23 protein-coding genes are annotated in these 26,930 nt (G+C 60.1%); 11 read left to right on the plus strand and 12 right to left on the minus strand.

From position 1 onward, the window contains the following. Positions 1-71: 71 nt before the first annotated feature. From mdtD to yccS, 4 genes are all read left to right on the plus strand, one after another. Positions 72-1,511, plus strand: a complete 1,440-nt coding sequence (gene mdtD / locus E4T63_RS26065; RefSeq protein ID WP_047596520.1) for a multidrug transporter subunit MdtD — start codon at positions 72-74, stop codon at positions 1,509-1,511. Positions 1,512-1,810: 299 nt separating this feature from the next. After that, on the plus strand, positions 1,811-3,196 hold the full coding sequence (gene dbpA, locus E4T63_RS26070) for an ATP-dependent RNA helicase DbpA (protein WP_007962660.1): 1,386 nt from the start codon (positions 1,811-1,813) through the stop codon (positions 3,194-3,196). 152 nt (positions 3,197-3,348) lie between these two features. Beyond that, on the plus strand, positions 3,349-4,527 hold the full coding sequence (locus E4T63_RS26080) for an NAD(P)/FAD-dependent oxidoreductase (protein WP_135296735.1): 1,179 nt from the start codon (positions 3,349-3,351) through the stop codon (positions 4,525-4,527). Between the two features lie 227 nt (positions 4,528-4,754). Next, positions 4,755-6,947, plus strand: a complete 2,193-nt coding sequence (gene yccS, locus E4T63_RS26085; protein WP_135296736.1) for a YccS family putative transporter — start codon at positions 4,755-4,757, stop codon at positions 6,945-6,947. Positions 6,948-7,059: 112 nt separating this feature from the next. Here yccS and E4T63_RS26090 read toward each other — a convergent pair whose 3' ends face one another. After that, positions 7,060-7,797, minus strand: coding sequence for a substrate-binding periplasmic protein (locus tag E4T63_RS26090; protein WP_027610632.1), 738 nt, complete (start codon positions 7,795-7,797; stop codon positions 7,060-7,062). A gap of 256 nt (positions 7,798-8,053) precedes the next feature. Here E4T63_RS26090 and E4T63_RS26095 point away from each other — a divergent pair, with 256 nt between their 5' ends. Continuing rightward, positions 8,054-8,506, plus strand: coding sequence for a GNAT family N-acetyltransferase (locus E4T63_RS26095; RefSeq protein WP_135296737.1), 453 nt, complete (start codon positions 8,054-8,056; stop codon positions 8,504-8,506). A 116-nt stretch (positions 8,507-8,622) separates the two neighbouring features. On the opposite strand, the gene E4T63_RS26100 is transcribed toward E4T63_RS26095, so the two are convergent. From E4T63_RS26100 to E4T63_RS26110, 3 genes are read right to left on the minus strand one after another with little or no spacing between them, the layout of a single operon-like run. Further along, positions 8,623-8,919 (minus strand): winged helix-turn-helix domain-containing protein, encoded by a 297-nt coding sequence (locus E4T63_RS26100; RefSeq protein WP_003229005.1) that lies wholly within the window; start codon positions 8,917-8,919, stop codon positions 8,623-8,625. Between the two features lie 51 nt (positions 8,920-8,970). Beyond that, positions 8,971-9,459, minus strand: a complete 489-nt coding sequence (locus E4T63_RS26105; RefSeq protein ID WP_098966017.1) for a M48 metallopeptidase family protein — start codon at positions 9,457-9,459, stop codon at positions 8,971-8,973. A 43-nt stretch (positions 9,460-9,502) separates the two neighbouring features. Continuing rightward, positions 9,503-11,626 carry a putative bifunctional diguanylate cyclase/phosphodiesterase gene (locus tag E4T63_RS26110; RefSeq protein ID WP_135296738.1) on the minus strand — a complete coding sequence of 708 codons (2,124 nt, stop codon included), beginning with the start codon at positions 11,624-11,626 and terminating at the stop codon, positions 9,503-9,505. Positions 11,627-11,961: 335 nt separating this feature from the next. Here E4T63_RS26110 and E4T63_RS26115 point away from each other — a divergent pair, with 335 nt between their 5' ends. Continuing rightward, on the plus strand, positions 11,962-12,630 hold the full coding sequence (locus tag E4T63_RS26115; RefSeq protein WP_096795728.1) for a polysaccharide lyase family 7 protein: 669 nt from the start codon (positions 11,962-11,964) through the stop codon (positions 12,628-12,630). A 219-nt stretch (positions 12,631-12,849) separates the two neighbouring features. Here the strand turns inward: E4T63_RS26115 and E4T63_RS26120 are convergent, their stop codons facing one another. The 7 genes from E4T63_RS26120 to tkt all read right to left on the minus strand — a co-directional run bounded on the left by E4T63_RS26120 (position 12,850) and on the right by tkt (position 20,092). Beyond that, the gene (locus E4T63_RS26120) at positions 12,850-13,296 is read right to left on the minus strand and encodes a hypothetical protein (protein WP_127646195.1); all 447 of its coding nucleotides are present in this window, start codon (positions 13,294-13,296) and stop codon (positions 12,850-12,852) included. 394 nt (positions 13,297-13,690) lie between these two features. Further along, positions 13,691-14,755 carry a class II fructose-bisphosphate aldolase gene (gene fba, locus E4T63_RS26125; RefSeq protein WP_003229012.1) on the minus strand — a complete coding sequence of 355 codons (1,065 nt, stop codon included), beginning with the start codon at positions 14,753-14,755 and terminating at the stop codon, positions 13,691-13,693. Positions 14,756-15,019: 264 nt separating this feature from the next. Further along, on the minus strand, positions 15,020-15,352 hold the full coding sequence (locus E4T63_RS26130; RefSeq protein WP_135296739.1) for an MliC family protein: 333 nt from the start codon (positions 15,350-15,352) through the stop codon (positions 15,020-15,022). A 57-nt stretch (positions 15,353-15,409) separates the two neighbouring features. After that, entirely contained in the window at positions 15,410-15,631 is a 222-nt protein-coding gene (locus tag E4T63_RS26135; RefSeq protein ID WP_007961876.1) for a hypothetical protein, read from the minus strand. A gap of 34 nt (positions 15,632-15,665) precedes the next feature. After that, positions 15,666-16,829, minus strand: a complete 1,164-nt coding sequence (locus E4T63_RS26140) for a phosphoglycerate kinase (RefSeq protein ID WP_027610625.1) — start codon at positions 16,827-16,829, stop codon at positions 15,666-15,668. A gap of 26 nt (positions 16,830-16,855) precedes the next feature. After that, positions 16,856-17,914, minus strand: a complete 1,059-nt coding sequence (gene epd / locus E4T63_RS26145) for an erythrose-4-phosphate dehydrogenase (RefSeq protein ID WP_135296740.1) — start codon at positions 17,912-17,914, stop codon at positions 16,856-16,858. A gap of 180 nt (positions 17,915-18,094) precedes the next feature. After that, a complete protein-coding gene (gene tkt / locus E4T63_RS26150; protein ID WP_135296741.1) occupies positions 18,095-20,092 on the minus strand; it encodes a transketolase in 1,998 nt (665 codons plus the stop codon). A gap of 258 nt (positions 20,093-20,350) precedes the next feature. On the opposite strand from tkt, the gene E4T63_RS26155 reads away from it, so the two are divergent. The 4 genes from E4T63_RS26155 (at position 20,351) to E4T63_RS26170 (ending at position 24,958) form a co-directional block, all read left to right on the plus strand. Next, the gene (locus E4T63_RS26155; RefSeq protein WP_047596542.1) at positions 20,351-21,346 is read left to right on the plus strand and encodes an ArsR/SmtB family transcription factor; all 996 of its coding nucleotides are present in this window, start codon (positions 20,351-20,353) and stop codon (positions 21,344-21,346) included. Positions 21,347-21,364: 18 nt separating this feature from the next. Further along, positions 21,365-22,555: a methionine adenosyltransferase gene (metK, locus tag E4T63_RS26160; RefSeq protein ID WP_027610621.1), complete on the plus strand. Its 1,191-nt coding sequence runs from the start codon at positions 21,365-21,367 to the stop codon at positions 22,553-22,555. A 235-nt stretch (positions 22,556-22,790) separates the two neighbouring features. After that, a complete protein-coding gene (gene ligB, locus E4T63_RS26165; protein WP_135296742.1) occupies positions 22,791-24,467 on the plus strand; it encodes an NAD-dependent DNA ligase LigB in 1,677 nt (558 codons plus the stop codon). 95 nt (positions 24,468-24,562) lie between these two features. Further along, a complete protein-coding gene (locus E4T63_RS26170) occupies positions 24,563-24,958 on the plus strand; it encodes a DUF1090 domain-containing protein (protein ID WP_007961884.1) in 396 nt (131 codons plus the stop codon). Between the two features lie 126 nt (positions 24,959-25,084). Here the strand turns inward: E4T63_RS26170 and E4T63_RS26175 are convergent, their stop codons facing one another. Continuing rightward, a complete protein-coding gene (locus E4T63_RS26175; RefSeq protein ID WP_027610619.1) occupies positions 25,085-25,534 on the minus strand; it encodes a c-type cytochrome in 450 nt (149 codons plus the stop codon). Between the two features lie 128 nt (positions 25,535-25,662). Between E4T63_RS26175 and mltA the strand changes: the two genes are divergently transcribed. Next, entirely contained in the window at positions 25,663-26,847 is a 1,185-nt protein-coding gene (gene mltA, locus E4T63_RS26180; RefSeq protein WP_134784850.1) for a murein transglycosylase A, read from the plus strand. The last annotated feature ends 83 nt before the right edge of the window (positions 26,848-26,930 follow it).

Below are 26,930 nucleotides of genomic sequence, written 5' to 3' on the forward strand. Positions count from 1 at the left end.
GGGATAAATCCCCTCACCACAGAGTTTCATGCACAACAAGCCATTTGGATTAACCACCCACAAGAGGTTCCATGCCCACTCGCCCGCCTCTCGACGCCATCACCGCCCGCTGGTTGCCGTGGGTCGTCGCCATTGCTTTCTTCATGCAGTCCCTCGACGGGACCATCCTCAACACCGCCCTGCCGGCCATGGCCCGGGATCTGGCCGAAGACCCGTTGCGCATGCAAGGTGTGGTCATCGCCTACATGCTCACCGTGGCCTTGCTGATTCCGGCCTCCGGCTGGATCGCCGATCGCTTCGGCACCAAGAAGATCTTCTTCGGCGCGATCCTGCTGTTCAGTTTCGGCTCGCTGCTCTGCGCGTTATCGAGCAGCCTGAGCATGCTGGTCGGCGCGCGGGTGATCCAGGGTCTGGGCGGCGCATTGATGTTGCCGGTCGGACGGCTGGTGGTGCTGCGCGCCTACCCGCGTTCGGAGCTGGTGCGGATCATGGGTTTCATCACCATTCCCGGCCTGCTCGGCCCGCTGATCGGCCCGACCATGGGCGGCTGGATGGTGCAATACCTGACGTGGCACTGGATTTTCCTGATCAACCTGCCGGTCGGTGTTCTCGGCTGCTACGCGGTGTGGAAATTCATCCCCGACCTGCGCGGTACTGAACGCACGCGCTTCGATAGCCTCGGTTTCCTGCTGTTTGGCGCGGCGATGATCCTGATCACCATCGCCATGGAAGGTCTGGGCGAATTGCACTTGCCGCACCTGCGGGTGATGCTGCTGCTGTTCGGCGGTCTGGCCTGTCTGGCGGCGTACTGGCTGCGCGCCGGGCGCGTCGAAAATCCGCTGTTCGCCCCTTCACTGTTTAAGACGCGGACTTTCGCGGTGGGGATCATCGGCAACCTGTTCGCCCGTCTGGGCAGCGGCGCCCTGCCGTTTCTGGTGCCATTGCTGCTACAGGTGGCGCTGGGTTATTCGCCATCGCAAGCCGGGATGAGCATGTTGCCGCTGGCTGCAGCGGCGATGTTTGCCAAGTGGATGGCGCGACCACTGATCGAACGCCTCGGCTATCGCATCGTACTCACCGGCAACACCCTCGCGCTGGGGATCATGCTGGCGAGCATGGGTCTGGTCAGCGAGCAGACGCCTTATTGGCTGCTGCTGTGCCTGCTGGCGGTGCTCGGCGCGATCAACTCGCTGCAATTCACCGCGATGAACACCGTGACCCTGATCGACCTCGACGACGCCAGCGCCAGCAGCGGCAACAGTTTGCTGTCGGTGGTGGCGCAATTGTCGCTGAGTCTGGGCGTGGCCTGTGCCGGTGCGTTGCTTGGTGGCTTCACGGCGGAGATCGGCAACGATGGCGTCGAGACCGTGCTGGGTGCGTTCCAGCTGACCTTTGTTACCGTCGGAATCATGGCGATGCTGGCAGCGACGATCTTCTCGCAACTGTCGAAAGAGGACGGTCGCCGGGTCAAACGCCCGGATGAACATCCGGATGAGCACATTGAACACTAGGCAGTGTCATGTCTTGTGAATGCTTTTGTGGTGAGGGGATTTATCCCCGATGGGGTGCGAAGCAGCCCCATAATCTGCCGCCTCAGTACATCTGGCTGATCGCGTTCAACCTTTTCAGGGGGTGCTGCGCACCCCATCGGGGATAAATCCCCTCGCCACAAAGGCTCCCTCGCCACAGGTTTATCTTCATTCAAGGAAAGCCTGGGGGAATGAAATCAGGCACTGTTCGTCCAGAACTTTCGAGGAAAGTGGCACGGGGCTGCTACACTGCGCGACATTTTGTTTTGCAGGCCAGTCCCGTGACCACCATCGCCACCGCTTTTAATACTCTGCCGCTGTCCGCCGCCATGCTGGCTAACCTCGAATCCCTCGGTTATGCCCAGATGACGCCGATACAGGCGCAGAGCTTGCCGGTGATCCTCAAGGGGATGGACCTGATCGCCCAGGCCAAGACCGGCAGCGGCAAGACCGCCGCGTTCGGCATCGGCCTGCTCAACCCGATCAACCCGCGCTACTTCGGTTGCCAGGCACTGGTGATCTGCCCGACCCGTGAGCTGGCCGACCAGGTCGCCAAGGAAGTCCGCCGTCTGGCCCGTGCCGAAGACAACATCAAGGTCCTGACCCTGTGCGGCGGCGTGTCGTTCGGCCCGCAGATCGCTTCGCTGGAGCACGGCGCGCACATCATCGTCGGCACCCCGGGGCGTATCCAGCAACACCTGCGCAAGGGTTCGCTGGTGCTCGACGGTCTGAACACGCTGATCCTCGACGAAGCCGACCGCATGCTCGACATGGGCTTTTACGACGCCATCGAAGACATCATCGAAAAGACCCCGGCACGCCGTCAGACCCTGCTGTTCTCCGCCACGTACCCGGTGGGCATCAAGCAACTGGCGTCGAAATTCATGCGCGATCCGCAGACGGTGAAAGCCGAGGCGTTCCACGACGACACGCAGATCGAGCAGCGTTTCTACGAGATTTCCCCGGAAGAGCGCATGAGCGCAGTGACCAAAGTCCTGCACCACTTCCGCCCGGCTTCCTGCGTGGCGTTCTGCTTCACCAAGCAGCAGGTGCAGGAAACCGTTGACCACCTGACCTCCAAAGGCATTTCCGCCGTCGGCCTGCACGGCGATCTGGAACAGCGTGATCGCGATCAGGTGCTGGCGATGTTCGCCAACCGCAGTACGTCGGTCCTGGTCGCCACCGACGTCGCCGCTCGTGGTCTGGACATCGACGCGTTGGACATGGTGATCAACGTCGAACTGGCCCGCGACTCGGAAATCCACATTCACCGCGTTGGCCGTACCGGTCGTGCCGGCGAGAAAGGCATTGCGGTCAGCCTCGTTGCGCCGTCCGAAGCGCATCGCGCGCAAGCCATCGAACAGCTGCAGAAAGCTCCGCTGAACTGGGATCAGGTCGATAACCTCAAGTCCCAGGGCGGCGCCCCGCTGCAGCCACCGATGAGCACCCTGTGCATCGCCGGCGGGCGTAAAGACAAGGTGCGTCCGGGCGACATCCTCGGCGCACTGACTGGCGACGCCGGCATCCCCGGCGCCCAGGTCGGCAAGATCGCGATCTTCGACTTCCAGTCGTATGTCGCCGTTGAACGCACCGTGGTCATGCAGGCGCTGCAGCGCTTGAACAACGGCAAGATCAAGGGCCGTTCGCTGCGCGTGCGGGTTTTGTAAACGGTCTACCATCCAAAGTAGATCCCTGTGGGAGCGGGCTTGCTCGCGAATGCGGTGTATCAGGCGACTTATGTGTCAACTGACATACCGCATTCGCGAGCAAGCCCGCTCCCACAGTTTGTTTTGTAGCGACCTACCAAGAGGACACCGTTTTGCGCTCTACCGAAGTCGTGATCATTGGCGCTGGCGCCGCAGGGTTGATGTGTGCACTGACCGCCGCCGGGCGTGGGCGTCAGGTGTTGCTGCTCGATCATGCGAACAAGGCCGGCAAGAAAATCCTGATGTCCGGTGGTGGCCGCTGCAATTTCACCAACATGTACACCGAACCGGGCAATTTCCTCTCGGGTAACCCGCATTTCTGCAAATCGGCACTGGCGCGCTACACCCAGTGGGATTTCATCGGCATGGTCGCCAAGCACGGCGTGCCGTATCACGAGAAGAAACTCGGTCAGTTGTTCTGCGATAACAAATCCAGCGACATCCTCGGCATGCTGCTCGACGAGTGCGATCAGGTCGGCGTCGAGCTGCACCTGGATACCTCGATCCAGACCATCGAGAAGGTCGAAAGCGGCTACCTGCTCGACACCACCCTCGGCCAGATTCAGTGCCAGTCGCTGGTAATCGCCACCGGCGGGCTGTCGATCCCGACGCTGGGCGCCACCGGTTTCGGTTATCAGGTCGCCAAGCAGTTTGGCCATGAACTGCTGCCGACTCGCGCCGGACTCGTGCCGTTCACCATCACTGATCAGCTCAAGGAACTGTGCACCGAGCTGTCCGGTACTTCGGTGGATTGTCTGGTCAGCTGCAACGACCAGAGCTTTCGCGAGAATATTCTGTTCACTCACCGTGGCCTCAGCGGCCCGGCGATTCTGCAGATCTCGTCGTTCTGGGAGCCGGGCGACACCGTGGAGATCAACCTGCTGCCGGATCACGACACCGCGGCATGGCTGCAACAGCAAGTGGCCGAACGCCCGAACAGTGAACTGAAAACCCTGCTCGGCGAGATCTTCACCAAGAAGATGGCCAACCTGCTGGCGGACAACTGGTTCGTTTCCAAACCGATGAAGCAATACACCCACGCCGAACTGGCGCAGATCGCCGACAAGCTCGGCAGCTGGAAAGTCGTCCCGGCCGGCACCGAAGGCTATCGCACCGCCGAGGTCACGCTGGGTGGCGTCGATACCCGCGAAGTGTCGTCCAAGACCATGGAGTCGCTGAAAAGCCCGGGGCTGTATTTTGTCGGCGAAGTGCTCGACGTCACCGGGCATCTGGGCGGTTTCAACTTCCAGTGGGCCTGGGCCTCGGGTTACGCGGCCGCGCAGTACGTCTGATCCAACACAAATCAAAAACTGTGGGAGCGGGCTTGCTCGCGAATGCGCTGGATCAGTCGACATACATGTTGAATGACACACCGCTTTCGGGAGCAAGCCCCCTCCCACAGTTGTTATGCGTGATGCAGTAAGGAACACTTTTTGCTGTCAGATGTGATCGGCGCCATTGCGTCGGCGTCATTACTGGCTCAATTTAGCGGCATCGCCTCGGAAGGCCTTCGCACTTCATGTCCTCGACCTCGTTTCGTCAGTCTTTGCGGCGCCTGTGGGCGCTGGATAAATTCAGCTACAGCGTGCGGGTGTTCATCGCCCTGACCGGCAGCATGGCGCTGTGTTGGTATCAGGATGAAATGGGCCTGTTGATCCCGTTGTTCCTCGGGATCATCGCCAGCGCCCTGGCCGAGACCGACGACAGTTGGCAGGGGCGCCTCAACGCCCTCGCCGTGACGCTGGTGTGTTTCAGTATCGCCGCGCTGTCGGTGGAACTGCTCTTCCCCTACCCCATCGTGTTCGCCATCGCCTTGGCCTTGGCCAGCTTCGGCCTGACCATGCTCGGCGCACTCGGCGAGCGTTATGGCGCGATTGCCTCGGCGACGTTGATCCTGTCGGTCTACACCATGATCGGCGTGGATCAGCGCGGCGGCGCGGTCACCGATTTCTGGCACGAACCGATGCTGCTGGTGGCGGGTGCCGCGTGGTACGGCCTGCTGTCGGTGCTGTGGCAGGCGATGTTTTCCAACCAGCCGGTGCAGCAGAGTCTGGCGCGGCTGTTCCGTGAACTGGGTTTCTACCTGAAGCTGAAAGCCTCGCTGTTCGAGCCGATCCGCCAACTGGACGTCGAAGGCCGACGGCTGGAACTGGCGCAGCAAAACGGTCGCGTGGTCGCCGCGCTGAACAGTGCCAAGGAAATCATTCTGCACCGGGTCGGCAACGGTCGCCCGGGGTCGAAAGTCAGCCGCTATCTGAAGCTGTATTTCCTCGCCCAGGACATCCACGAACGCGCCAGCTCTTCGCACTATCCGTACAACGCGCTGGCCGATGCGTTCTTCCACAGCGACGTGCTGTTCCGCTGCCAGCGTTTGTTGCGCCAGCAGGGCAAGGCCTGCCGCGCGCTGGCCGAATCGATCCAGATGCGCCAGCCGTTCGTCTACGACGCCAGTTTTGCCGAAGCACTGACTGACCTCGATGCCTCCCTTGAACACCTGCGCATCCAGAGCAATCCGGCGTGGCGCGGCCTCCTGCGTTCGCTGCGCGCACTGGCAGCCAACCTCGGCACCCTCGACCGTTTGCTCAGCGACGCGAGCAACCCGGATGCCTTGGCGGACGCCACCGACAGCAGCCTGCTCGACCGCTCGCCGCGCAACCTCAAGGACGTGTGGATTCGCCTGCGTACGCAACTGACACCGACTTCCCTGCTGTTCCGTCACGCCCTGCGCCTGCCGCTGGCGCTGAGTATCGGCTACGGCATGGTGCATCTGATTCACCCGTCGCAGGGTTACTGGATCATCCTCACCACGCTGTTCGTCTGCCAACCGAACTACGGCGCGACCCGGCGCAAGCTCGGTCAGCGGATTCTCGGCACCGCCATCGGCCTGACCGTGGCGTGGGCGCTGTTCGATCTGTTCCCCAGCCCGCTGGTGCAGTCGTGCTTCGCGATCGCCGCCGGGGTGGTGTTCTTTACCAACCGCACCACGCGCTACACGGTGGCGACCGCCGCGATCACCATCATGGTGCTGTTCTGCTTCAACCAGATCGGCGATGGCTACGGGCTGTTCCTGCCGCGCCTGTTCGATACCCTACTCGGCAGCCTGATCGCCGGCCTGACGGTGTTCCTGTTCCTGCCGGACTGGCAGGGTCGGCGCCTGAATAAAGTGCTGGCCAACACCCTGACCTGCAACAGCATCTATCTGCGCCAGATCATGCAGCAATACGCCGCCGGCAAGAGCGACGACCTCGCCTATCGCCTGGCCCGACGCAACGCGCACAACGCTGATGCGGCGCTGTCGACAACGCTGGCGAACATGCTCATGGAGCCGGGGCATTTCCGTAAGGAAGCGGACGTCGGTTTCCGTTTTCTGGTGCTGTCGCACACCTTATTGAGTTATCTGTCAGGGCTCGGCGCACACAGGGAAACTCAATTGCCAGCCGATGTGCGTGAGCAGTTGATTGAAGGCGCCGGGGTGAAACTGGCGACGAGCATCGACGACATCGCCCAAGGCCTGGCGAACAAGCAACCGGTGGCGATTCAGAGTGACGAAGAAGAAGCGCTGGCCAATGAGCTGGAGCAGATGCCCGACGAGATCGATGAAGGACAGCGACTGGTGCAGACGCAACTGGCGTTGATCTGCCGGCAGCTGGGGCCGCTGCGGACGTTGGCGGCGCATTTGATCAAAGACACCAGTGAGGTCAGCGGCGGCTGATCAGACGCCATCGCGAGCAGGCTCACTCCTACAAGGGAACGCATTTCAAACTGTAGGAGTGAGCCTGCTCGCGATAGGGCCATCAGCCACTTAACAAATTCTGGATCAGCTCTCACATCCCATGCTGGCGCAGCAACTTGTCATAACTGCCATCCGCCTTCATCGCCGCAATCGCCTTATCAAACCCGGCCACAATCTGCTCATGCTGCGGATTCTTCAGGCTTACCAGAATATGCAGGCTGTTCTCGCTCAACGGCTTGGGCAGAAACTCCACGGCGTTGCGCACTTTGGCTGATTCGCGGGCCAGGTAATAGCGCGCGACGTATTCATCTTCCAGAGTCAGCTTGACCCGGTCCGCCGCGAGCATGCGCACGGCCATTGCGAAGTTATGCACAGGGACTTTCTCCAGTGCAGTATCGGCATCGAAGGCCTGCGAGTAGGCATAACCGCGCACCACCGCCACCGGGTAGGTGTGCAGTTGTTCCAGGCTGCCGTACTCCAGCGGCGTGTCCTTGCGCTTGAGAAAGCGGATGCGGTTGAGCAGGTATTCGCCAGAGAACTGGCCGATTTTGGTCCGTTCGTCGTTGTACCAGGCGTTGACCAGCACGTCGTATCGTCCTTCGCCCACCCCCAGCAGTGCCCGCGCCCAAGGTACCTGTTCATAGTCGCTGGCATAACCGGCCCGCGCCAGCGCGGTGCTGACGATGTCGGTGGCCAGACCACCGTTGACCAGCGTGTCGTCGGTAAAGGGCGGCCAGATATCAAACACCAGTCGCAACTTCTCCGCTGAGGCGGTTTGGGCCAGCAAGAGCAATCCGATCAAAGCAAAGGCTCGATGCAGTCGCGGCATGCTTGAAAATCCTTAGCGGGCGGGCTGCCCAGCGTGTTTTCAGTCAAAACCCCAAGGCCCCTTACCGGCGAAACCCAGGCCCTAACAGTAGCTCATTGAAGCCAGTGCACAGCGCTTTCCAGCAGATTACACAAAGCAGCCGCTATCGCGAGAAAGGAATGATGGCATTTTGACCTTTGTCACAGACTGTTCCGCCATACAGACATCCGGCGCCAGTGCCCTTAGTATCGGGCGACGGAGTTCAAGGAGTCGGAAGATGACAATCGAGTGGGTCTGCAAGCATCACAGTGATCTGGGCAAAGAAGAGTTGTACGCACTGCTGAAGCTACGCTCGGAGGTGTTCGTGGTCGAACAGAAATGCGCCTACCCGGACCTCGACGGCCAGGATCTGGGCGGCGACACCCATCACCTCATGGGTTGGGAAGATGATCAGTTGATGGCCTATCTGCGCCTGCTTGATCCCGAGTCCCAGGGCGGTGACGTGGTGATTGGCCGCGTGATCATCGCGCCGCAGGGCCGTGGCAAAGGGCTGGGGCATGTGATGATGGAACACGCACTGAAACAGGCCGGGAAGCATTGGCCGCAGGTGCCGATCTATCTGTCGGCGCAGGCGCATTTGCAGGGATATTACGGCAGGTACGGGTTTGTGGTGGCGGGTGAGGAGTATCTGGAGGATGACATTCCGCACATAGGCATGCGTCGTCCTTGAGGGCCCCTTCGCGAGCAAGCCCGCTCCCACATTTTGATCGCATTCCATCTGAAGGAACTCGGTCTACTGTGGGAGCGGGCTTGCTCGCGAAGGCGTCAGCTCAGGCACTGCGAAACTCAGGGATACTCCAGCACAGCCTTGATCTGCCGCAGATTACGCTCGATCCACCCGCGATCAATCGCCCCCCATTCACGAATCCGATAGCGCCCGGCATGATTGCGCGCGCCCTCTTCCTGCTCGAATTCACAGACGATGTCCAGATCCGCCAGCGCGGCGATCGTGTCCTGCGCCGTGCGCCGGGGCATGCCGGTCACTTCGGTCAGCGCCGGGACGCTTGGGGCCAGGCCGCTGTCGATCAGGTAGGCCACGTACAGGCGCCGGTAAAAGCTGCTTTTGGTCTTGCTGACGTCCATGCATGGGCTCCGTTAATTAAAAGATCAAAAGATCGCAGCCTTCGGCAGCTCCTACAAATCGCGCCACGTCAGGTATACCCGCAGATCGAACTCGATCTGGTGATACCCCGGCAGCATGTGTTCGCACAATTTATAGAAGGCCTTGTTGTGATCCGACTCCTTGAAGTGCGCCAGTTCATGCACGACGATCATCTTCAGGAACTCGGGGGCCGCCTCCTTGAACAACGAGGCGATGCGAATCTCTTTCTTGGCCTTGAGCTTGCCGCCCTGCACCCTTGAAACCGTGGTGTGCAGGCCCAGCGCGCGGTGCGTCAGGTCGAGGCGGTTGTCGAACAGCACCTTGTCGATGGCCGGCGCGTTGCGCAGGTATTCCTGCTTCAGGTCCAGCGCGTAGCTGTACAGCGCCTTGTCGCTCTGCACATCGTGACGCCCCGGATAGCGTTGGCTCAGGTAGTCACCCAGACGCTGTTCGGCGATCAGTTGGCGCACCTGATCCTGCAATTGCGCGGGATAGGCCTGGAGGTATTTCAACGCAGTCATGGGCACGGCAATACGGTTCGAAAAGAGCGCCAGTGTAGCGAATTCAAACCGGCAGCGCGCTCCAGTCGAAGGGCTCGGCGAAGCTGGCGGCGTCTTCGGAGGTCAGCGGACGCGCCACCAGGAAACCCTGCACATATTCGCAGCCATGCGCTTGCAGCCATTGATACTGTTCGATGGTTTCCACGCCTTCGGCGATCACCAGCAAGCCGTACTGTTTACACAGATTGATCACGTTGCTGACCAGCGCCGCGTCGCGCGTCGAATCCGGCAGCCGCGCAATCAGGTGTCGATCAAGCTTGAGCGTGTCCAGCTCCAGATCACGCAGATGCGCCAGCGAGCACGGCCCTGAACCGAAATCATCCAGCGCCACCCGCACCCCGAGATTGCGTAGCAGGCGCAGCTGTTTGCGGGTCTCGTCGGGGTTGTGCATCAGCGCGTCTTCGGTGATTTCCACCTCCAGTTGCCGTGGCTCCAGCGCGTGCCGCTCAAGCACCTGACGCAATTCGGTGACCAGGTTCGGCAGCCCGAACTGGGTGTTGCTCAAACTCACGCCAAGCACCAGATCCTCGGCGAACAGGGTTTCCCAAGCTTTGCGCTGGCCGGCGCCGCGATGATAGATCCAGCTGCCGAGCCGACTGATCAGCCGTGCCTCTTCCAGCAACGGCAGGAATAGCCCCGGCGGCACATCGCCAACGCTCGGATGCTGCCAGCGCAGCAGCGCCTCGAAACCGCGGATCTGCCCGCTGTCGATCGCCACTTGCGGCTGATACACAAGATTGAAATCGCGGTTCTCGATGGCGTTGCGCACGCTCTCTTCAAGCATCAGCCGAGAGCGGGCGCGGCCGTTCATTTCGTGATCGTAAAAACGATACTGCTGACGCCCGGCGCGCTTCGCCTCATACATGGCAATGTCGGAGGCGCGCAGCAAGCCGTCGAGGTTAGAACCGCAGTCCGGGTAAGTGGCGATGCCGATACTCGCGCCGAGGGCGATGTCCAGTCCTTCGATCTGCTGACAGACCGATACCCGCTCGATGAGTTTCTCGGCAATCTTCGCCGCCTGCTCGGGGAACTCCAGATCGAGCAACGCCGTGAACTCGTCACCGCCCATGCGCGCGAGAATATCGAACGGCCGCAGGCAGGCTTTCAATTGCTCGGAGACCCAGCGCAGCACCCGGTCGCCAGCATCGTGGCCGAGGGAATCGTTGACCCGCTTGAAACCATCGAGGTCGAGATACAGCAGCACCCAACTGCTGTCGCTGCGTTCACCGCGCAGCAGCAGGTTTTCCACCGTCTGATAAAAGCCCCGGCGATTGAGCAGACCGGTCAACGGATCGGTGACCGCCTGAAATTCCAGCTGCTGATGCAGGTGACGCACCACTGACATGTCCAGCACCGTCACCACCATCGCCCGCTGCTCGGCGGGCAACGGCGCACAGGACAACGCCACCGGCACTTGCTGCCCCGGCGCCGTGCGCAACAGCGCGTCGTGCAGACGCAAAGTCTCACCGCGTTTATAACCGGCCAACAATTCGGAATTGGCCCACAGCGGGATGTGCGGTTTCTGCAGGAAATCGAGAAACTCCTTGCCCTCCAGCTCCTTCACCGGCGCATTCAGCAGCCGCGAAATCGCCGGGTTAGCGAAGCGGATCAAACCGTCCTCGCCGAGCACCAGAATGCCTTCCGCCGCGTTATCCAGCACCGAGGCATTGAAGGCCCGCGCGACCTCCAGATCATGACTCAGGCGCTGCAAGGCGCGGCGGTTGCGCTGGTGTTCGAGCAACGCCTGGACTTTCGGTTTGAGGATCTGCGGATCGAACGGTTTGAACAGGTAATCCACCGCGCCACTGGCGTAGCCCTTGATCACGGCGTCCTGGGACTGTTCGTTGGCGGTGAGGAAAATGATCGGCGTGAGGCGTGTGCGCTGACTGCCGCGCATCAGCCGCGCGACTTCAAAACCGTCCATGCCTGGCATCTGCACGTCCAGCAGCACCAGATCGACGTCGTGTTCAAGCAGCAGATTGAGTGCCTCAAAGCCGGAGGCGGCGGTCATAACGTGCCAATCCTGACGCTGCAGCAACGCGCGCATGCTGATCAGGTTTTCAGGGTAATCATCAACGATCAAAAGGACAGAGCTGCCTTCACCTGGCTGGGGTTGCGCGCATTCCATGCTGCTTCTCTTGTCGGGACATCTCTTGTCGGACTATCGGCCGGTTTCTCGTGAAAACCGTACAGTTACTGAGCCATCACTCTAGTCGCGGATCTGCGAAAGCAGAAGCTGTCACGCCGCCATCATTTAGCCAAAGCGGCGACTTACCGACTAACGGTCACCCCTGCAGCCCCCGAAAACCGGCACAGATGGCATTTCGACAGGATGTTGACGCCAATCATCTGCCAAACGGGCGTTAACAAAAAACTCCTCTACGCTTATAACTGCCGCCCGAAAAGGCGCGGGCTAGAGCTTCTGGCACTCGCGTTCAGGATGAATTGAGTGGAAGAACCGACATGATCGATCTCGCAACCTGGAACCTCAGCGTTCCCGTCGGCAGTCCGCCGTACACCGTCGAAACCTCCAAACTGGTGAATGGCTTCAAGGATCAGTACTTCCATTCCGACACCGGCACGCTGTTTTTCTGGTCACCGGTAACCGGGTCAAAAACCGAAAACGCCATCTACCCGCGCACCGAACTGCGCGAAACCTTCAGCAACGGCACCCTGCGCAACTGGTATTATCCGGACGCCGACAACACCCTGCGCGCAACCCTCGCGGTGAACAAGGTGCCCAGCTCGGGCAAGATCGTCATCGGCCAGATCCACGCGTATGAAAGCCAGAAGCCGATGGTGAAACTCGAATACCAGTACAAGACCAAAACTGAAACCGGCAACCTGGTGATCAAGGTGCGCATGCACCCCGATGACGATGAAAGCCGCGTCATCACCCTCGCCACCGGCATCAAACTCGACCGCGAATTCAACTACCTGATCCACCTCAGCCCCGGCGGTGCACTGGGCGTGAGCGCAGCGGGTTATCAGTGGGATTCACAAATCAGCGCGACGTGGCGCAACAAGCCGCTGTACTTCAAGGCGGGGGTGTATGTGCAGGACAACACCGGGTATACCAGTGAGGGTGGGCAGGTGACGTTTACCAAGCTGGATATTGATCACGACAAGTGACATCAGCGACCTCGATACTTACACAAAATCCTGTGGGAGCGGGCTTGCTCGCGAATGCGGAGTGTCATTCAACATCAATGCTGCTGACCCACCGTATACGCGAGCAAGCCCGCTCCCACAGGGGATCAATTGCGTGATGAATATCAGGGGGGTCTAGTCTTGAAATGGTTTAAACCTATTTCAGGACTAGACACTTGGATTCTCCTTTCCCGCCCTTTCCTACGAAGCAGAAGTAGGGAAATTTACAAAAAACTCACCATCCGAAACTGCGAACCCCTTATTCCCTGGTTCCTTATGAAACCTAAATTTTCCTTTAATAACTCCAGAGCTATTTTTTTCCAGTACGAATAATCCAGATTGAGGCCTCCATGCAGGGGCATATCGCGCGTCGCATACAAAATCAATTACATTGGGGAAGTCTGGAAAATAGTGATATGTACCTGGAATAAGATCCTTGGAGAATAAAAATAAAATATTTTCTGAATGATGTTCAGTATGGCTACTTGTATGCACATAAATGTTGTCAGAGTAATCTCCATAAAGATGGGTAGATTTATACTCAGTTTTCTCTTCGCCACTTTCGCCATCCTTGCCGTACAAGATACAGCTGACCTCGCCACTGAGCTCATGCTTTTTAAATTTCTCACGGACATCAATGCTTGACATATCAATCTCTCCATTAAATAGAAGGAACAAAATCAGTAAAGGGAGGGATAAATATATTTATCGTTACTTCCTTTCTGATTGCATTGAGACGATAGGCTGCAATGAATTTTAAATCACCTGTCAGAAATGACAGTTCTTTATGCGATTTCGAAATAAGCAAAATAATTTACGCAGTCGTTAACGAAATTTATTTTTCTCTCAAAAATAACTATGCATTCGCCCACATCTCGTGCGGGGAAAATGTCACACATATCGGGCTTATCGAGAGAAAATTTAAAAATCTTTTTTAACGACATTTTTAGCCGCCAGCCGTTAACTTGTTCACAATGAAAAACTCACACAAAAAAACCCGCCACTCGGCGGGTTTTTCATTTACGCGATCAAACGCCCAGGCTTAGTTCACCTTGGCGTTCAACTCACCCTTCAGATAACGCTGGAACATCGCTTCCAGCGAGATCGGCTTGATCTTCGAAGCGTTACCGGCAGTACCGAACGCTTCATAACGTGCGATACACACATCACGCATTGCCGTCACAGTCGCGCCGAAGAATTTACGTGGGTCGAATTCGCTCGGGTTGGTGGCCATCAGGCGACGCATTGCGCCAGTGGATGCCAGGCGCAGGTCGGTGTCGATGTTGACCTTGCGTACGCCGTACTTGATGCCTTCGACGATTTCTTCAACCGGTACGCCGTAGGTTTCTTTAATGTCGCCGCCGTACTGGTTGATGATCGCCAGCCACTCTTGCGGAACCGAGGAAGAACCGTGCATCACCAGGTGGGTGTTCGGGATGCGCTTGTGGATTTCCTTGATGCGGTCGATCGCCAGCACGTCGCCGGTAGGTGGCTTGGTGAACTTGTAGGCGCCGTGGCTGGTGCCGATGGCGATGGCCAGGGCATCGACCTGGGTCTTCTTGACGAAGTCAGCGGCTTCTTCCGGGTCGGTCAGCATCTGGCTGTGATCCAGAACGCCTTCAGCGCCGATGCCGTCTTCTTCACCGGCCATGCCGGTTTCCAGCGAACCCAGGCAGCCCAGCTCGCCTTCTACCGAAACGCCGCAGGCGTGAGCCATGGCGACGGTTTGTTGGGTAACGCGGACGTTGTATTCGTAGTCGGTCGGGGTCTTGCCGTCTTCGCCCAGGGAGCCGTCCATCATCACCGAGCTGAAGCCCAGTTGAATGGAGCGCTGGCAGACGTCAGGGCTGGTGCCGTGGTCCTGGTGCATGCACACCGGGATGTGCGGGAATTCTTCGATCGCGGCCAGGATCAGGTGACGCAGGAACGGCGCGCCGGCGTATTTGCGAGCGCCGGCCGAAGCCTGGACGATCACCGGGGAGTCAGTCTTGTCAGCGGCTTCCATGATGGCGCGCATCTGCTCAAGGTTGTTGACGTTGAAAGCTGGAACGCCGTAGCCGAACTCGGCTGCGTGGTCCAGCATCTGGCGCATGCTGATAAGTGCCATTGTGTGTGTCTCTCCCGGTTGAGGGTCGTTAATCGTGCCAGCCTGCCGGAGCGGCGGCGGCTATTCAAGTGATTGCAGATCGGGGGTCGAAGCCCGGTCTGGTGATTCGGTGTTACCAAAATCTTGTGAACAACAGAGAACCCCTGTGGGAGCGGGCTTGCTCGCGAATGCGGTTTAACATTCACCATTACCGCAAGCTGATCCACCGCTTTCGCGAGCAAGCCCGCTCCCACCTTGGGATCTGTGTGAATCAATTCAATCGTCTTACTCGGCCTTGCAGCCGCGGCCGATCAGGTCATTGGTGGCTACCCAGTACACCAGGCCTTCGTCACCCTTGACGTGAAACGCCAGCATGCCGTCGCTGTACAGCACGCCCGAGGCGCCCGGCTCTTCTTTCAGGCGATAGACCTGATCACCGCCGCCCAGTCGAACATCGACTTCCTTCTGGCTGGCATCGGCGTAACGCCACAGCACTTTGGCCTGGCTGTCGCAGGTCCAGGTGGTCCAGCTGTCCGCAGGTGCGGACGACTGAAACAGGTTCATCTGCGCGCAACCGCCCAACAATGCCAACGCCGCAATGGCGATCAAGCCTTTCATCCGTGTTCCTCGACTGACAGCCAACGCCGCCAGCCCTGAGTTAAAGAGTCAGACCGGTCAAGGACAACCATGTTCCTTGGCCGGGGTTTGCGTCTCGTATTTGTCCAGACCGTCCGGCCCCGAGCGCTTGTTCAGCACCGGGTTGGTTTCGGCCTGCCAGTCGGCCTGATAGCAGCCTTTCTGTGCCGCATCCGGCGCAGGTGTCGCCTCGGCCTTCGGGTTACTCCCGCAGGCCGCCAGCGTACCGGTCAGCAACAACAGCGCTAACGACTTGACCATCTGAACACTCCTTTGCCTGGCCAAACGGGCGGCCTCAGGCCTTGGCCCGACTTTCCAGGACTTCAACGGCTGGCAGCACCTTGCCTTCGACGAATTCGAGGAACGCGCCACCACCGGTGGAAATGTAGGAGATTTGCTCGGCCACGCCATATTTATCGATGGCCGCCAGGGTGTCGCCACCGCCGGCGATGGAGAACGCGGCGCTGTCGGCGATGGCTTGGGCCAGCACTTTGGTGCCGTTGCCGAACTGGTCGAATTCGAACACGCCGACCGGGCCGTTCCACAGAATGGTTTTCGACGATTTCAGCAGTTCGGCGAAGTTGGCTGCGGTTTGCGGGCCGATGTCCAGAATCATGTCGTCAGCGGCAACGTCAGCAATCAGCTTGACGGTGGCTTCGGCGCTTTCAGCGAATTCCTTGGCAACCACCACGTCCACCGGCAGCGGCACACTGACCTTGGCGGCGATGGCACGCGCGGTGTCCAGCAGGTCCGGCTCGTACAGCGACTTGCCGACCGGGTGACCGGCGGCAGCCAGGAAAGTGTTGGCGATGCCGCCACCGACGATCAGCTGATCGCAGATCTGGCTCAGACTGTTGAGTACGTCGAGTTTGGTCGACACCTTGGAGCCGGCAACGATCGCAGCCATTGGCTTGGCCGGTGCGCCCAGCGCCTTGCCCAGTGCGTCCAGCTCAGCGGCCAGCAACGGGCCGGCAGCGGCGACTTTGGCGAACTTGGCCACGCCGTGGGTCGAACCCTCTGCGCGGTGCGCGGTGCCGAAGGCGTCCATCACGAACACGTCGCACAGGGCGGCGTATTGCTGGGCCAGCTCGTCAGCGTTCTTTTTCTCGCCCTTGTTGAAGCGCACGTTTTCGAACAGCACGATGTCGCCGGCCTTGACGTCAACGCCGCCCAGGTAATCGGCCACCAGCGGCACGTCGCGGCCCAGGGCCTTGCTCAGGTAGTCAGCGACTGGCTTGAGGCTGTTCTCGGCGGAGAACTCGCCTTCGGTCGGACGGCCCAGGTGTGAGCACACCATCACCGCCGCACCTTTTTCCAGGGCCAGCTTGATGGTCGGCAGCGAAGCCAGGATACGCGCATCGCTGGTGACAACACCGTCCTTGACTGGGACGTTGAGGTCTTCGCGAATCAATACGCGCTTACCTTGCAGATCGAGGTCGGACATCTTCAACACGGTCATGGGTCGCACTTCCTGAGTAGCTGTTCTTAGAGAGCAGGTTTTTTTGAAATCGCTGTTTGCAGATAGTGGTCTGCAACGTCCAGCATTCGGTTGGCAAAACCCCATTCGTTGTCGAACCAGGCCAGGATGTTCACCAGTTTGGGGCCGGAAACACGGGTCTGACTGGCATCGACGATGGCCGAATGTGGGTCATGGTTGAAATCACAACTGGCGTGCGGCAACTCGGTGTAGGCCAGCAGCCCCTTGAGCGGGCCGTTGGTGGCGGCTTCGCGCAGGATCCGGTTGACCTCGTTGGCATCGGTCGCGGTGGCGGTCTGCATCGTGATGTCGAGGCAGGACACGTTGACCGTCGGCACGCGTACGGCTTTGGCCTGAATTCGCCCGGCAAGTTCCGGCAGCAGGCGCTCGATGCCACGCGCCAGACCAGTGGACACCGGGATCACCGACTGGAACGCCGAACGGGTGCGGCGCAGGTCTTCGTGGTGATAGGCGTCGATCACCGGTTGGTCGTTCATCGCCGAGTGAATCGTGGTGATCGACACGTAATCCAGGCCGATCGCCTTGTCCAGCAGACGCAACAGCGGCACGCCGCAGTTGGTGGTACAGGAGGCGTTGGACACCAGCAGTTCATCGCCGGTCAGGCAATCCTGATTGACGCCGAAGACGATGGTGGCGTCGACATCCGCCTCGCTGGCCATCGGTTGCGAGAACAGCACGCGTGGCGCGCCGGCATTGAGGAAACGCTGGCCGTCTTCACGGGTGTGGTAAGCGCCGGAGCACTCCAGCACCAGGTCGACGCCCAGCGCCGCCCAGTCAATGCCTTCGGGGGTGGCACTGCGCAGGACCTTCACGCAGTCGCCATTAATATGCAGACAATCGCCTTCTACTCGCACTTCGCCGGGAAAGCGGCCGTGGGTGGAGTCGAAACGTGTCAGGTATTCGATGCTGGCCATGTCCGCCAGATCGTTGATCGCGACAATTTCAAACCCGGCCTTCTCGCCACGCTCAAACAACGCACGCAAGACGCAACGACCAATCCGGCCGTAGCCGTTGAGTGCAACTTTGTAGGGACGCGGTTGAGGCATGGGGTTCTCGATTACCGTTTGATTCCGTTATTGCAGTGGTGTCTGAACCACCGATTTCGCGAGCAAGCCCGCTCCCACATTGGATCAGGGTTGTGAACACTGTGTGTGTCACACAACAAATCCCCCTGTGGGAGCGGGCTTGCTCGCGAAGGCGTCAGTCCAGACGACGCAACTTCTGGATCAGTCTTCCAGCAGCTCTTCAGCCTGACCCAGGATGTTTTCCAGGGTGAAGCCGAACTCTTCGAACAGTGCCGAAGCCGGAGCCGATTCGCCGTAGGTGGTCATGCCGATCACGCGACCTTCCAGACCCACGTACTTGAACCAGAAGTCGGCGTGGGCCGCTTCGATCGCGATACGTGCGCTGACCTGCAACGGCAGAACCGATTGCTTGTAGCCGGCGTCCTGAGCGTCGAACACGCTGGTGCAAGGCATGGAAACCACGCGCACCTTGCGGCCTTGCTCGGTCAGTTTGTCGTAGGCCTGAACGGCCAGACCGACTTCCGAACCGGTGGAAATCAGGATCAGCTCAGGCTCGCCTGCGCAGTCCTTCAACACGTAACCACCGCGGCTGATGTCGGCGATCTGACCGGCATCGCGTTCCTGGTGCTGCAGGTTCTGACGCGAGAAGATCAGCGCCGAAGGGCCGTCCTTACGCTCCAGCGCATTTTTCCAGGCCACCGCCGATTCAACGGCATCGGCTGGACGCCAGGTGTCGAGGTTCGGCGTGGTCCGCAGGCTGGTCAGTTGCTCGATCGGCTGGTGCGTCGGGCCGTCTTCGCCCAGACCGATGGAGTCGTGGGTGTAGACGTGGATCACACGCTTCTTCATCAGCGCCGACATGCGTACTGCGTTGCGCGCATATTCCATGAACATCAGGAAGGTCGCGCCGTAAGGCACCAGGCCGCCGTGCAGGGACACGCCGTTCATGATCGCGGTCATGCCGAATTCGCGCACGCCGTAGTACATGTAGTTGCCGCTGGCGTCTTCAGCGCTGACGCCTTTGCAACCTTTCCACAGGGTCAGGTTGGAACCGGCCAGGTCAGCTGAACCGCCGAGCAGTTCCGGCAGCAGCGGGCCGAACGCGTTCAGGGTGTTCTGGCTGGCTTTACGGCTGGCGATGGTTTCGCCTTTGGCCGCCACTTCAGCGATGTAGGCCGAGGCTTTTTCCGCGAAGTCCGCCGGCAGTTCGCCGCTCAGACGACGGATCAGCTCGTTGGCTTCGGTCGGGAACGCCGCGGAGTAGGCAGCGAAACGCTGATCCCACTCGGCTTCGGCGGCGCGACCTTTTTCCTTGGCATCCCACTCGGCATAGATGTCGGCCGGGATTTCGAACGGGCCGTAGTTCCAGTTCAGCGCCTGACGGGTCAGGGCGATTTCCGCGTCACCCAGTGGGGCGCCGTGGCAATCTTCCTTACCCTGCTTGTTCGGCGAACCGAAACCGATGGTGGTCTTGCAGCAGATCAGGGTCGGCAGCGGGCTCTTGCGCGCGGTTTCGATGGCGGTCTTGATCTCTTCCGGATCGTGACCGTCGACGTTGCGGATCACCTGCCAATTGTAGGATTCGAAACGCTTCGGGGTGTCATCGGTGAACCAGCCTTCGACTTCACCGTCGATGGAGATGCCGTTGTCATCGTAGAAGGCGATCAGCTTGCCCAAGCCCAGCGTACCGGCCAGGGAAGCGACTTCGTGGGAAATGCCTTCCATCATGCAGCCATCACCGAGGAACACGTAGGTGTGGTGATCAACGATGTTGTGGCCAGGACGGTTGAACTGCGCACCCAGGACTTTTTCCGCCAAGGCGAAACCGACGGCGTTGGCCAGACCCTGACCCAGCGGGCCGGTGGTGGTCTCGACGCCCGGGGTGTAACCGAATTCCGGGTGACCCGGGGTGCGGCTGTGCAGTTGACGGAACTGCTTGAGGTCGTCGATCGACAGGTCGTAACCGGTCAGGTGCAGCAGCGAGTAGATCAACATCGAGCCGTGGCCGTTGGACAGCACTAAGCGGTCACGGTCGGCGAACGACGGGTTGCTCGGGTTGTGCTTGAGGTAGTCGCGCCAAAGTACTTCGGCGATATCTGCCATACCCATAGGGGCACCGGGATGGCCGCTGTTGGCTTTTTGCACGGCATCCATGCTGAGGGCACGAATGGCGTTGGCACGCTCACGACGGCTAGGCATCGCTGATCTCCTGGGTGTGAATAGATTGAAACGGAAAAAAGGAGGGCATTTTCCCTCACCGGAGCGCCTCGGGGCAATGACAGATAGTCATCCGAGGGCGTTTTTCCCGTGCTGGACGGCGGTTTCGTCTGGTGAAACCTTTCCGCTGTTCGTTTGTAGAGTTAACCAGCCAGTGAGAAGTGCCATCTATCGAGCAATATCAAAACTTTTTGATATTGACCTTGCAGCGATTTCCCACCGTCTCTAGACTGCTGCCCCATGAACTTACGCGTGCCTTCCATTCGCCATGACGATTGCGACGAGCTGGCGGCCCTGTGCAAGGCCGGTGGCGATCCGCTGCGTCTGAATGTATTGCGCGCGCTGGCCAACGACTCGTTCGGCGTACTGGAGCTGGCGCAGATTTTCGGTATCGGTCAGTCCGGCATGAGCCACCACCTCAAGGTGCTGGCCCAGGCCGATCTGGTGGCGACACGCCGCGAAGGTAACGCGATTTTCTATCGCCGCGCCCTGCCCCACACCGAATTGCTGGGCGGCAAGTTGCACGCCGCATTGTTAGAAGAAGTCGACAATCTGGCGCTGCCGGACGACGTGCAGGCACGCATCGCCCAGGTCCACGGACAACGCGAAGCCGCCAGCCAGGACTTTTTCGCCCGGGTCGCGGAGAAATTCCGCGCCCAGCAAGACTTGATCGCAGGCCTGCCGCAGTACCGTGACAGTGTGCTGGCCCTGCTCGACAAACTGAACTTCAATGGTGCTGCCACGGCCATTGAAGTCGGCCCCGGCGATGGTGCTTTCCTGCCGGAACTGGCCCGCCGCTTCGGCACCGTAACCGCGCTGGACAACAGCCCGGCGATGCTCGAACTGGCGCGTCAGGTATGTGAACGTGAACGGCTGGCTAACGTCAGCCTGCAATTGGCCGATGCATTGAATGGCACCAGCCTTCAGGCCGATTGCGTGGTACTGAACATGGTGTTGCACCATTTCGCCGCGCCGGCCGAAGCGCTCAAGCACATGGCCGGCCTGCTGCAACCGGGCGGTAGCCTGCTCGTGACAGAGTTATGTAGCCACAACCAGAGTTGGGCCAGGGAGGCCTGCGGTGATCTGTGGTTGGGGTTTGAACAGGACGATTTGGCCCGTTGGGCCACCGCTGCGGGACTCGTTCCCGGGGACAGCCTCTATGTAGGCTTACGTAATGGTTTCCAGATCCAGGTTCGCCACTTTCAGCGACCGGCTGGCGACACTCACCATCGGTAAATTCAGGAAAACATCGAGATGAGCGAATACTCCCTCTTCACCTCCGAGTCCGTGTCTGAAGGACATCCGGACAAAATCGCCGACCAGATTTCCGATGCGGTGCTGGACGCCATTATCGCCCAGGACAAACACGCACGCGTTGCCGTGGAAACCCTGGTCAAGACTGGCGTTGCCATCGTGGCCGGTGAAGTGACCACCAGCGCCTGGGTTGACCTGGAGCAGATCGTTCGTGACGTGATCTGCGACATCGGCTACACCAGTTCCGAAGTCGGCTTCGACGGCGCGACCTGCGGCGTGATGAACATCATCGGCAAGCAGTCCCCTGACATCAACCAGGGCGTTGACCGTGCCAAGCCTGAAGATCAGGGCGCTGGCGACCAAGGCCTGATGTTCGGCTACGCCAGCAACGAAACCGACGTGCTGATGCCAGCGCCGATCACCTTCTCGCACCAGCTGGTGCAGCGCCAGGCCGAAGCCCGCAAATCGGGTCTGCTGCCGTGGCTGCGTCCGGACGCCAAGTCGCAAGTGACGTGCCGTTACGAAGGCGGCAAGGTTGTCGGTATCGACGCCGTTGTTCTGTCGACCCAGCACAACCCTGAAGTGTCGTACAAAGACCTGCGCGAAGGCGTGATGGAGCTGATCGTCAAGCACGTGCTGCCTGCCGAACTGCTGAGCAAAGACACCCAGTTCCACATCAACCCGACCGGCCAGTTCATCATTGGCGGCCCGGTAGGTGACTGCGGTCTGACCGGTCGCAAGATCATCGTCGACAGCTACGGCGGCATGGCCCGTCACGGCGGTGGCGCGTTCTCCGGTAAAGATCCATCGAAGGTTGACCGTTCGGCGGCCTACGCAGGCCGTTATGTTGCCAAGAACATCGTCGCTGCCGGCCTGGCCGAGCGTTGCGAGATCCAGGTGTCCTACGCCATCGGTGTCGCTCAGCCGACTTCGATTTCGCTGAACACCTTCGGTACCGGCAAGATCAGCGATGACAAGATCATCAAACTGGTGCGTGAAGTATTCGACCTGCGTCCATACGCGATCACCACCATGCTCGACCTGCTGCACCCGATGTACCAGGAAACTGCAGCCTACGGCCACTTCGGTCGTGCTCCGCAGACCAAGACTGTTGGCGAAGACACCTTCTCCACCTTCACCTGGGAAAAAACCGACCGCGCCGACGCTCTGCGTTCTGCCGCTGGTCTGTAAGCCCTCCCCGGCTGCAAAAAAAGCCCCGCACGGTTCGCGCCGTGCGGGGCTTTTTCATGCCTGGAATCCCCTTCCAATATCTATAAAGAACCCTGTGGGAGCGGGCTTGCCCGCGAAGAGGCCGGCCCATGCGCCCCCTGTATGGGCACGGAAACACGATGCAAAACACCCACCCGGTGCCTCTCTGAATCCTCGCCTAGCCTTAAAGCATTCCCCCTGAGCAAGGACGCTCAAAATGCTTGCCACGCTGCGCCTGTTTTCAGTTCTTTTGCTGAGTTTCACCCCTCTGATCGCCCATGCAGCCTGCCCAGACTGGCCATTCGGCAAAGCGCAAGTTGAAATCTCGGCTCTGCAACAGCAGATCGACCAATGGGACGACGCCTACCACCGCGAAGGCCGCTCGCTGATTGCCGACGAACTCTACGATCAATCGCGCGTGCGGCTCATCGAATGGCGCCAGTGCTTCCAGCAGCCCGCAGCGCCCGAACCGTTGCGCAGCGCGTCTGGCTCCGTCGCGCATCCAATCGCCCACACCGGTCTGGACAAGCTTCACCAAGCCGCCGCCGTTCAAGCATGGTTAAAGGATCGGCAGGATGTCTGGGTACAACCCAAGGTCGATGGTGTAGCGGTCACGCTGATTTACCGTCGCGGCCTGTTGCAGCAGGCGATCAGTCGCGGCGACGGGATCAGCGGTCAGGACTGGACAGCGTCGGCGCAAAAGATCGCTGCCATTCCGCAACAACTGACCCAACCGCTGGACCTGCTGGTGCAGGGCGAGCTCTATTGGCGCCTGAATCAGCATGTGCAAGCCAGCGCCGGCAGCGTCAACGCCCGCGCCACCGTTGCCGGGCTGATGAGCCGTAAAACCTTGAGCGCAGAACAGGCGTCCGGGATCGGTCTGTTCGTCTGGGACTGGCCGCAGGGCCCGGCGAATCTGCCTGAAAGAATATCGACGCTAGCGACGCTGGGCTTCGCCACGACAGCGCCATTCAGTCAGGTCATCGCCAACTTTACCGACGCGCAAAAATGGCGCGAGCACTGGTATCGATCGCCCCTGCCGTTCGCTACTGACGGCATCGTCCTGCGCCAGAGCCAGCGTCCACCGGCTGAGCGCTGGCAGGCGAGCGCGCCCTACTGGGCTATCGCCTGGAAATACCCGTTTGCCCGAGCGCTGGCCGAAGTGCGCAAAGTGAATTTCAAAGTCGGCCGCAGCGGACGCATCACGCCAGTATTGGAGTTGTCGCCGGTGATGCTCGATGACCGCGAGATCAGACGCGTCAGTGCCGGGTCACTCAAGCGCTGGCAGACGCTGGATATCCGCCCCGGCGATCAAGTGGCAATCAGCCTGGCCGGGTTGACGATTCCACGACTCGACAGTGTGGTGTTGCGTACCTCCGAACGGGCCGCCCTCGACATTCCCGACACGCGCGACTTCCACGCCCTGAGCTGCTGGCAACCGACACCCGGTTGCGAAAGCCAGTTTCTCGCGCGCCTGACCTGGCTCAGTGGCAAGCAGGGGCTGGCGCTGCAGAATGTCGGGCGCGGCACCTGGGAGAAACTTCTGGAAACAGGCCGCCTGAACAACCTGCTGGATTGGTTGACCCTCGACGAGCCAGAGCTTGCTAACATTGCCGGCTTCGGCGAACGCAGCAGCACACGTCTGATCAACAGTTTTCACAGCGCCCGCCAACGGCCGTTCACCCAGTGGCTCAAAGCATTGGGTTTACCGCCGACGGGGCAGGCACAACTGGCCGACTCGTGGCAGGCGCTGGCACAACGCGACACCGAACAATGGCAGGCAGAAGCCGGAATCGGCCCGGGCCGCGCGGCGCAATTGAGCGCATTCTTCCGCGACCCGCAGGTGCTGGCCTTGAGTGACACATTACGCGCCGCCGGAATCGACGGTTTCTGATCACGCAATCCCCCGGCAGCCGGGAACCCAAGGGCCGTCAGACGCTCAAACAGCGCAGTGCCCCCGACCCGACTGCCTTTGCACATGGAGCTTTTATGAAATTTCTTGCACCGCTTGCCTTGCTGACTCTCTGTGGTGTTCTGGCCGCGCCTGTGATGGCTGACGAAGATGCACCGGGCCTGACCGGTTGCGCCGCGAAGAAGCAGGGCATCATCAATCAGCTCGAGCAGGCGAAATCCCGGGGCAACACCGATCAGCAGGCCGGTCTGCAAACCGCTCTGGATGAAGTGACGAAGAACTGCACCGATGCCGGCCTGAAGAAAGAACGCGAAAACAAGGTGCTGGAAGCCAAGCACGAAGTGAGCAAGCGTCAGGCGGATCTCGACAAGGCGATGAAGAAAGGCGATCCGGAGAAGATTAACAAGCGCAAGGACAAGCTCGCCGAGTCGCGCAAGGAACTGCAGGATGCGCTGGATCAGATCGACAAGTAACCGTTAATGCGGGGAATTTGATGCCCTCTTCGCGAGCAAGCCCGCTCCCACATTTGATTTGTGAACGACACAGATCCAGTGTGGGAGCGGGCTTGCTCGCGAAGGCGTCAGCTCAAACAACAGAAATCAATGATCGCGAAACTCTTTATGGCAAGCGCTGCAGGCATCTTCAACTTTCTGCACCGCAGGCCCGAGGTTACTGGCCTTGTACGGCTGAACCTTGCTGGCGATCACCAGTTCACCGGTGGCCGCCTCAAGGTTACGGGCCAATTCCTGAAAGCGGGCCTGACGCAGCCAGACATCATCCTTGGCGCTGGTGTGATCTTCTTCACGAACCTGCGGGAAATGCTTCCACGGTTCATGCGACAACGCATCGAGCTTCACCGCGCCTTCGGCGAATTTCGGCCCGTCGAACGGAATACGTCCACGCAACATGCCGCCCAGGTCTTCGCCGGTCTTGAGCATTTGTTTGAAGATCGCCTTGCGTTGCCCCAGCGGAGAATTCGGATCGACGCCGCCACAGGCGGACAAGGTCAGACAGGCCAGCAATACAACAGAAATTCTTTTAAGAGTCATGGTGGCTTCAGGTCACGGAATTCGGCGGCCAGTATCCTCGCGTCGCCGACAAACACCAATAGCCCTATTAAAAATACGGGTTGCCGGAGCGCATGGAGCACTTGGGCAACCGGCACAGGAATCACTCCATGAACAGCCGTTTCAAGGCCTGGCGTCACCCACTGATCGCAACCCTGCCACTGCTGGCAATCCTTGCCGGCTGTACGGGTGGCGACACTGCCAAACCGAAAACCCATGCCTTGGCCACTTATTCCAGCGCCACTTGGGAAGCCTTGCCGGCGGTGTCCGACAGCGATCTGGTGGCCGGTTTCAGTTCATGGCGCAGCGCCTGCACCCGACTCAAGGCTGATCCGGTCTGGGGCGGCACCTGCGCGGCAGCCGCCAACGTGCCGCAAAGCGCCAACGAGATTCGCGCGTTCCTCAAGCAGAACCTCGACGTGTTCGGACTGCGCGCCGAGCATGACAACCCCAACGGTCTGATCACCGGTTACTACGAACCGGTCTACCCCGGCAGCCTGACGCCCACCGAGGTGGCGAACGTGCCGGTGTACGGCGTGCCGGAAGACATGATCATCGTCTCGCTGGACAGCATTTACCCGGAACTGAAGGGCAAGCGCCTGCGTGGCCGTCTCGAAGGCCGAGTGGTCAAGCCGTATGACGACGCGGCGACCATCGAGTCCAAAGGCGTCAAAGCGCCGGTAGTGGCGTACCTGACCGATCCAATGAACCTGCAGTTTTTGCAGATCCAGGGCTCGGGGCGGATTCAGACGCCGGATGGCAAACAACTGCGCATCGCCTACGCCGACCAGAACGGCCATCCGTACCGGCCGATCGGTCGCTGGCTGGTCGAGCAAGGCGAGCTGAAGAAAGAAGACGTGACCATGAGCGCGATCAGCAACTGGGCCAAGGCCAACCCGTCGCGCATCCCGGAACTGCTGGGCAGCAACCCGAGCTACGTGTTCTTCACCCGCAACCCGGACAGCAACGAAGGCCCACGCGGCTCGCTGAACGTGCCGTTAACGGCAGGTTACAGCGCAGCGGTGGATCGCAAGGTGATTCCGTTGGGAAGCCTGCTGTGGCTGTCGACCACCCGCCCGGACGGCAGCGCTTTGGTTCGCCCGGTCGCGGCGCAGGACACCGGTGGCGCGATTGCCGGCGAGGTGCGTGCGGATCTGTTCTGGGGCACCGGCGATGCTGCCGGGCAACTGGCCGGCGACATGAAACAGCAGGGACAGATCTGGATGCTCTGGCCTAAAGGTGTGGCGTTGCCGCGAGTGCCGCAGGTGGCCGATACGGTTAAGGACAAGCCTTAAGCGCCTCGGCGCCAGAGCTACCGCCTTCGCGGGCAAGCCTGCTCCCACAGGGTTCTTTGGTGTACACAGGATTTGTGCTCGCC

The organism is Pseudomonas fluorescens (assembly GCF_004683905.1).
GTDB classification, from domain to species: Bacteria; Pseudomonadota; Gammaproteobacteria; order Pseudomonadales; family Pseudomonadaceae; genus Aquipseudomonas; species Aquipseudomonas putida_A.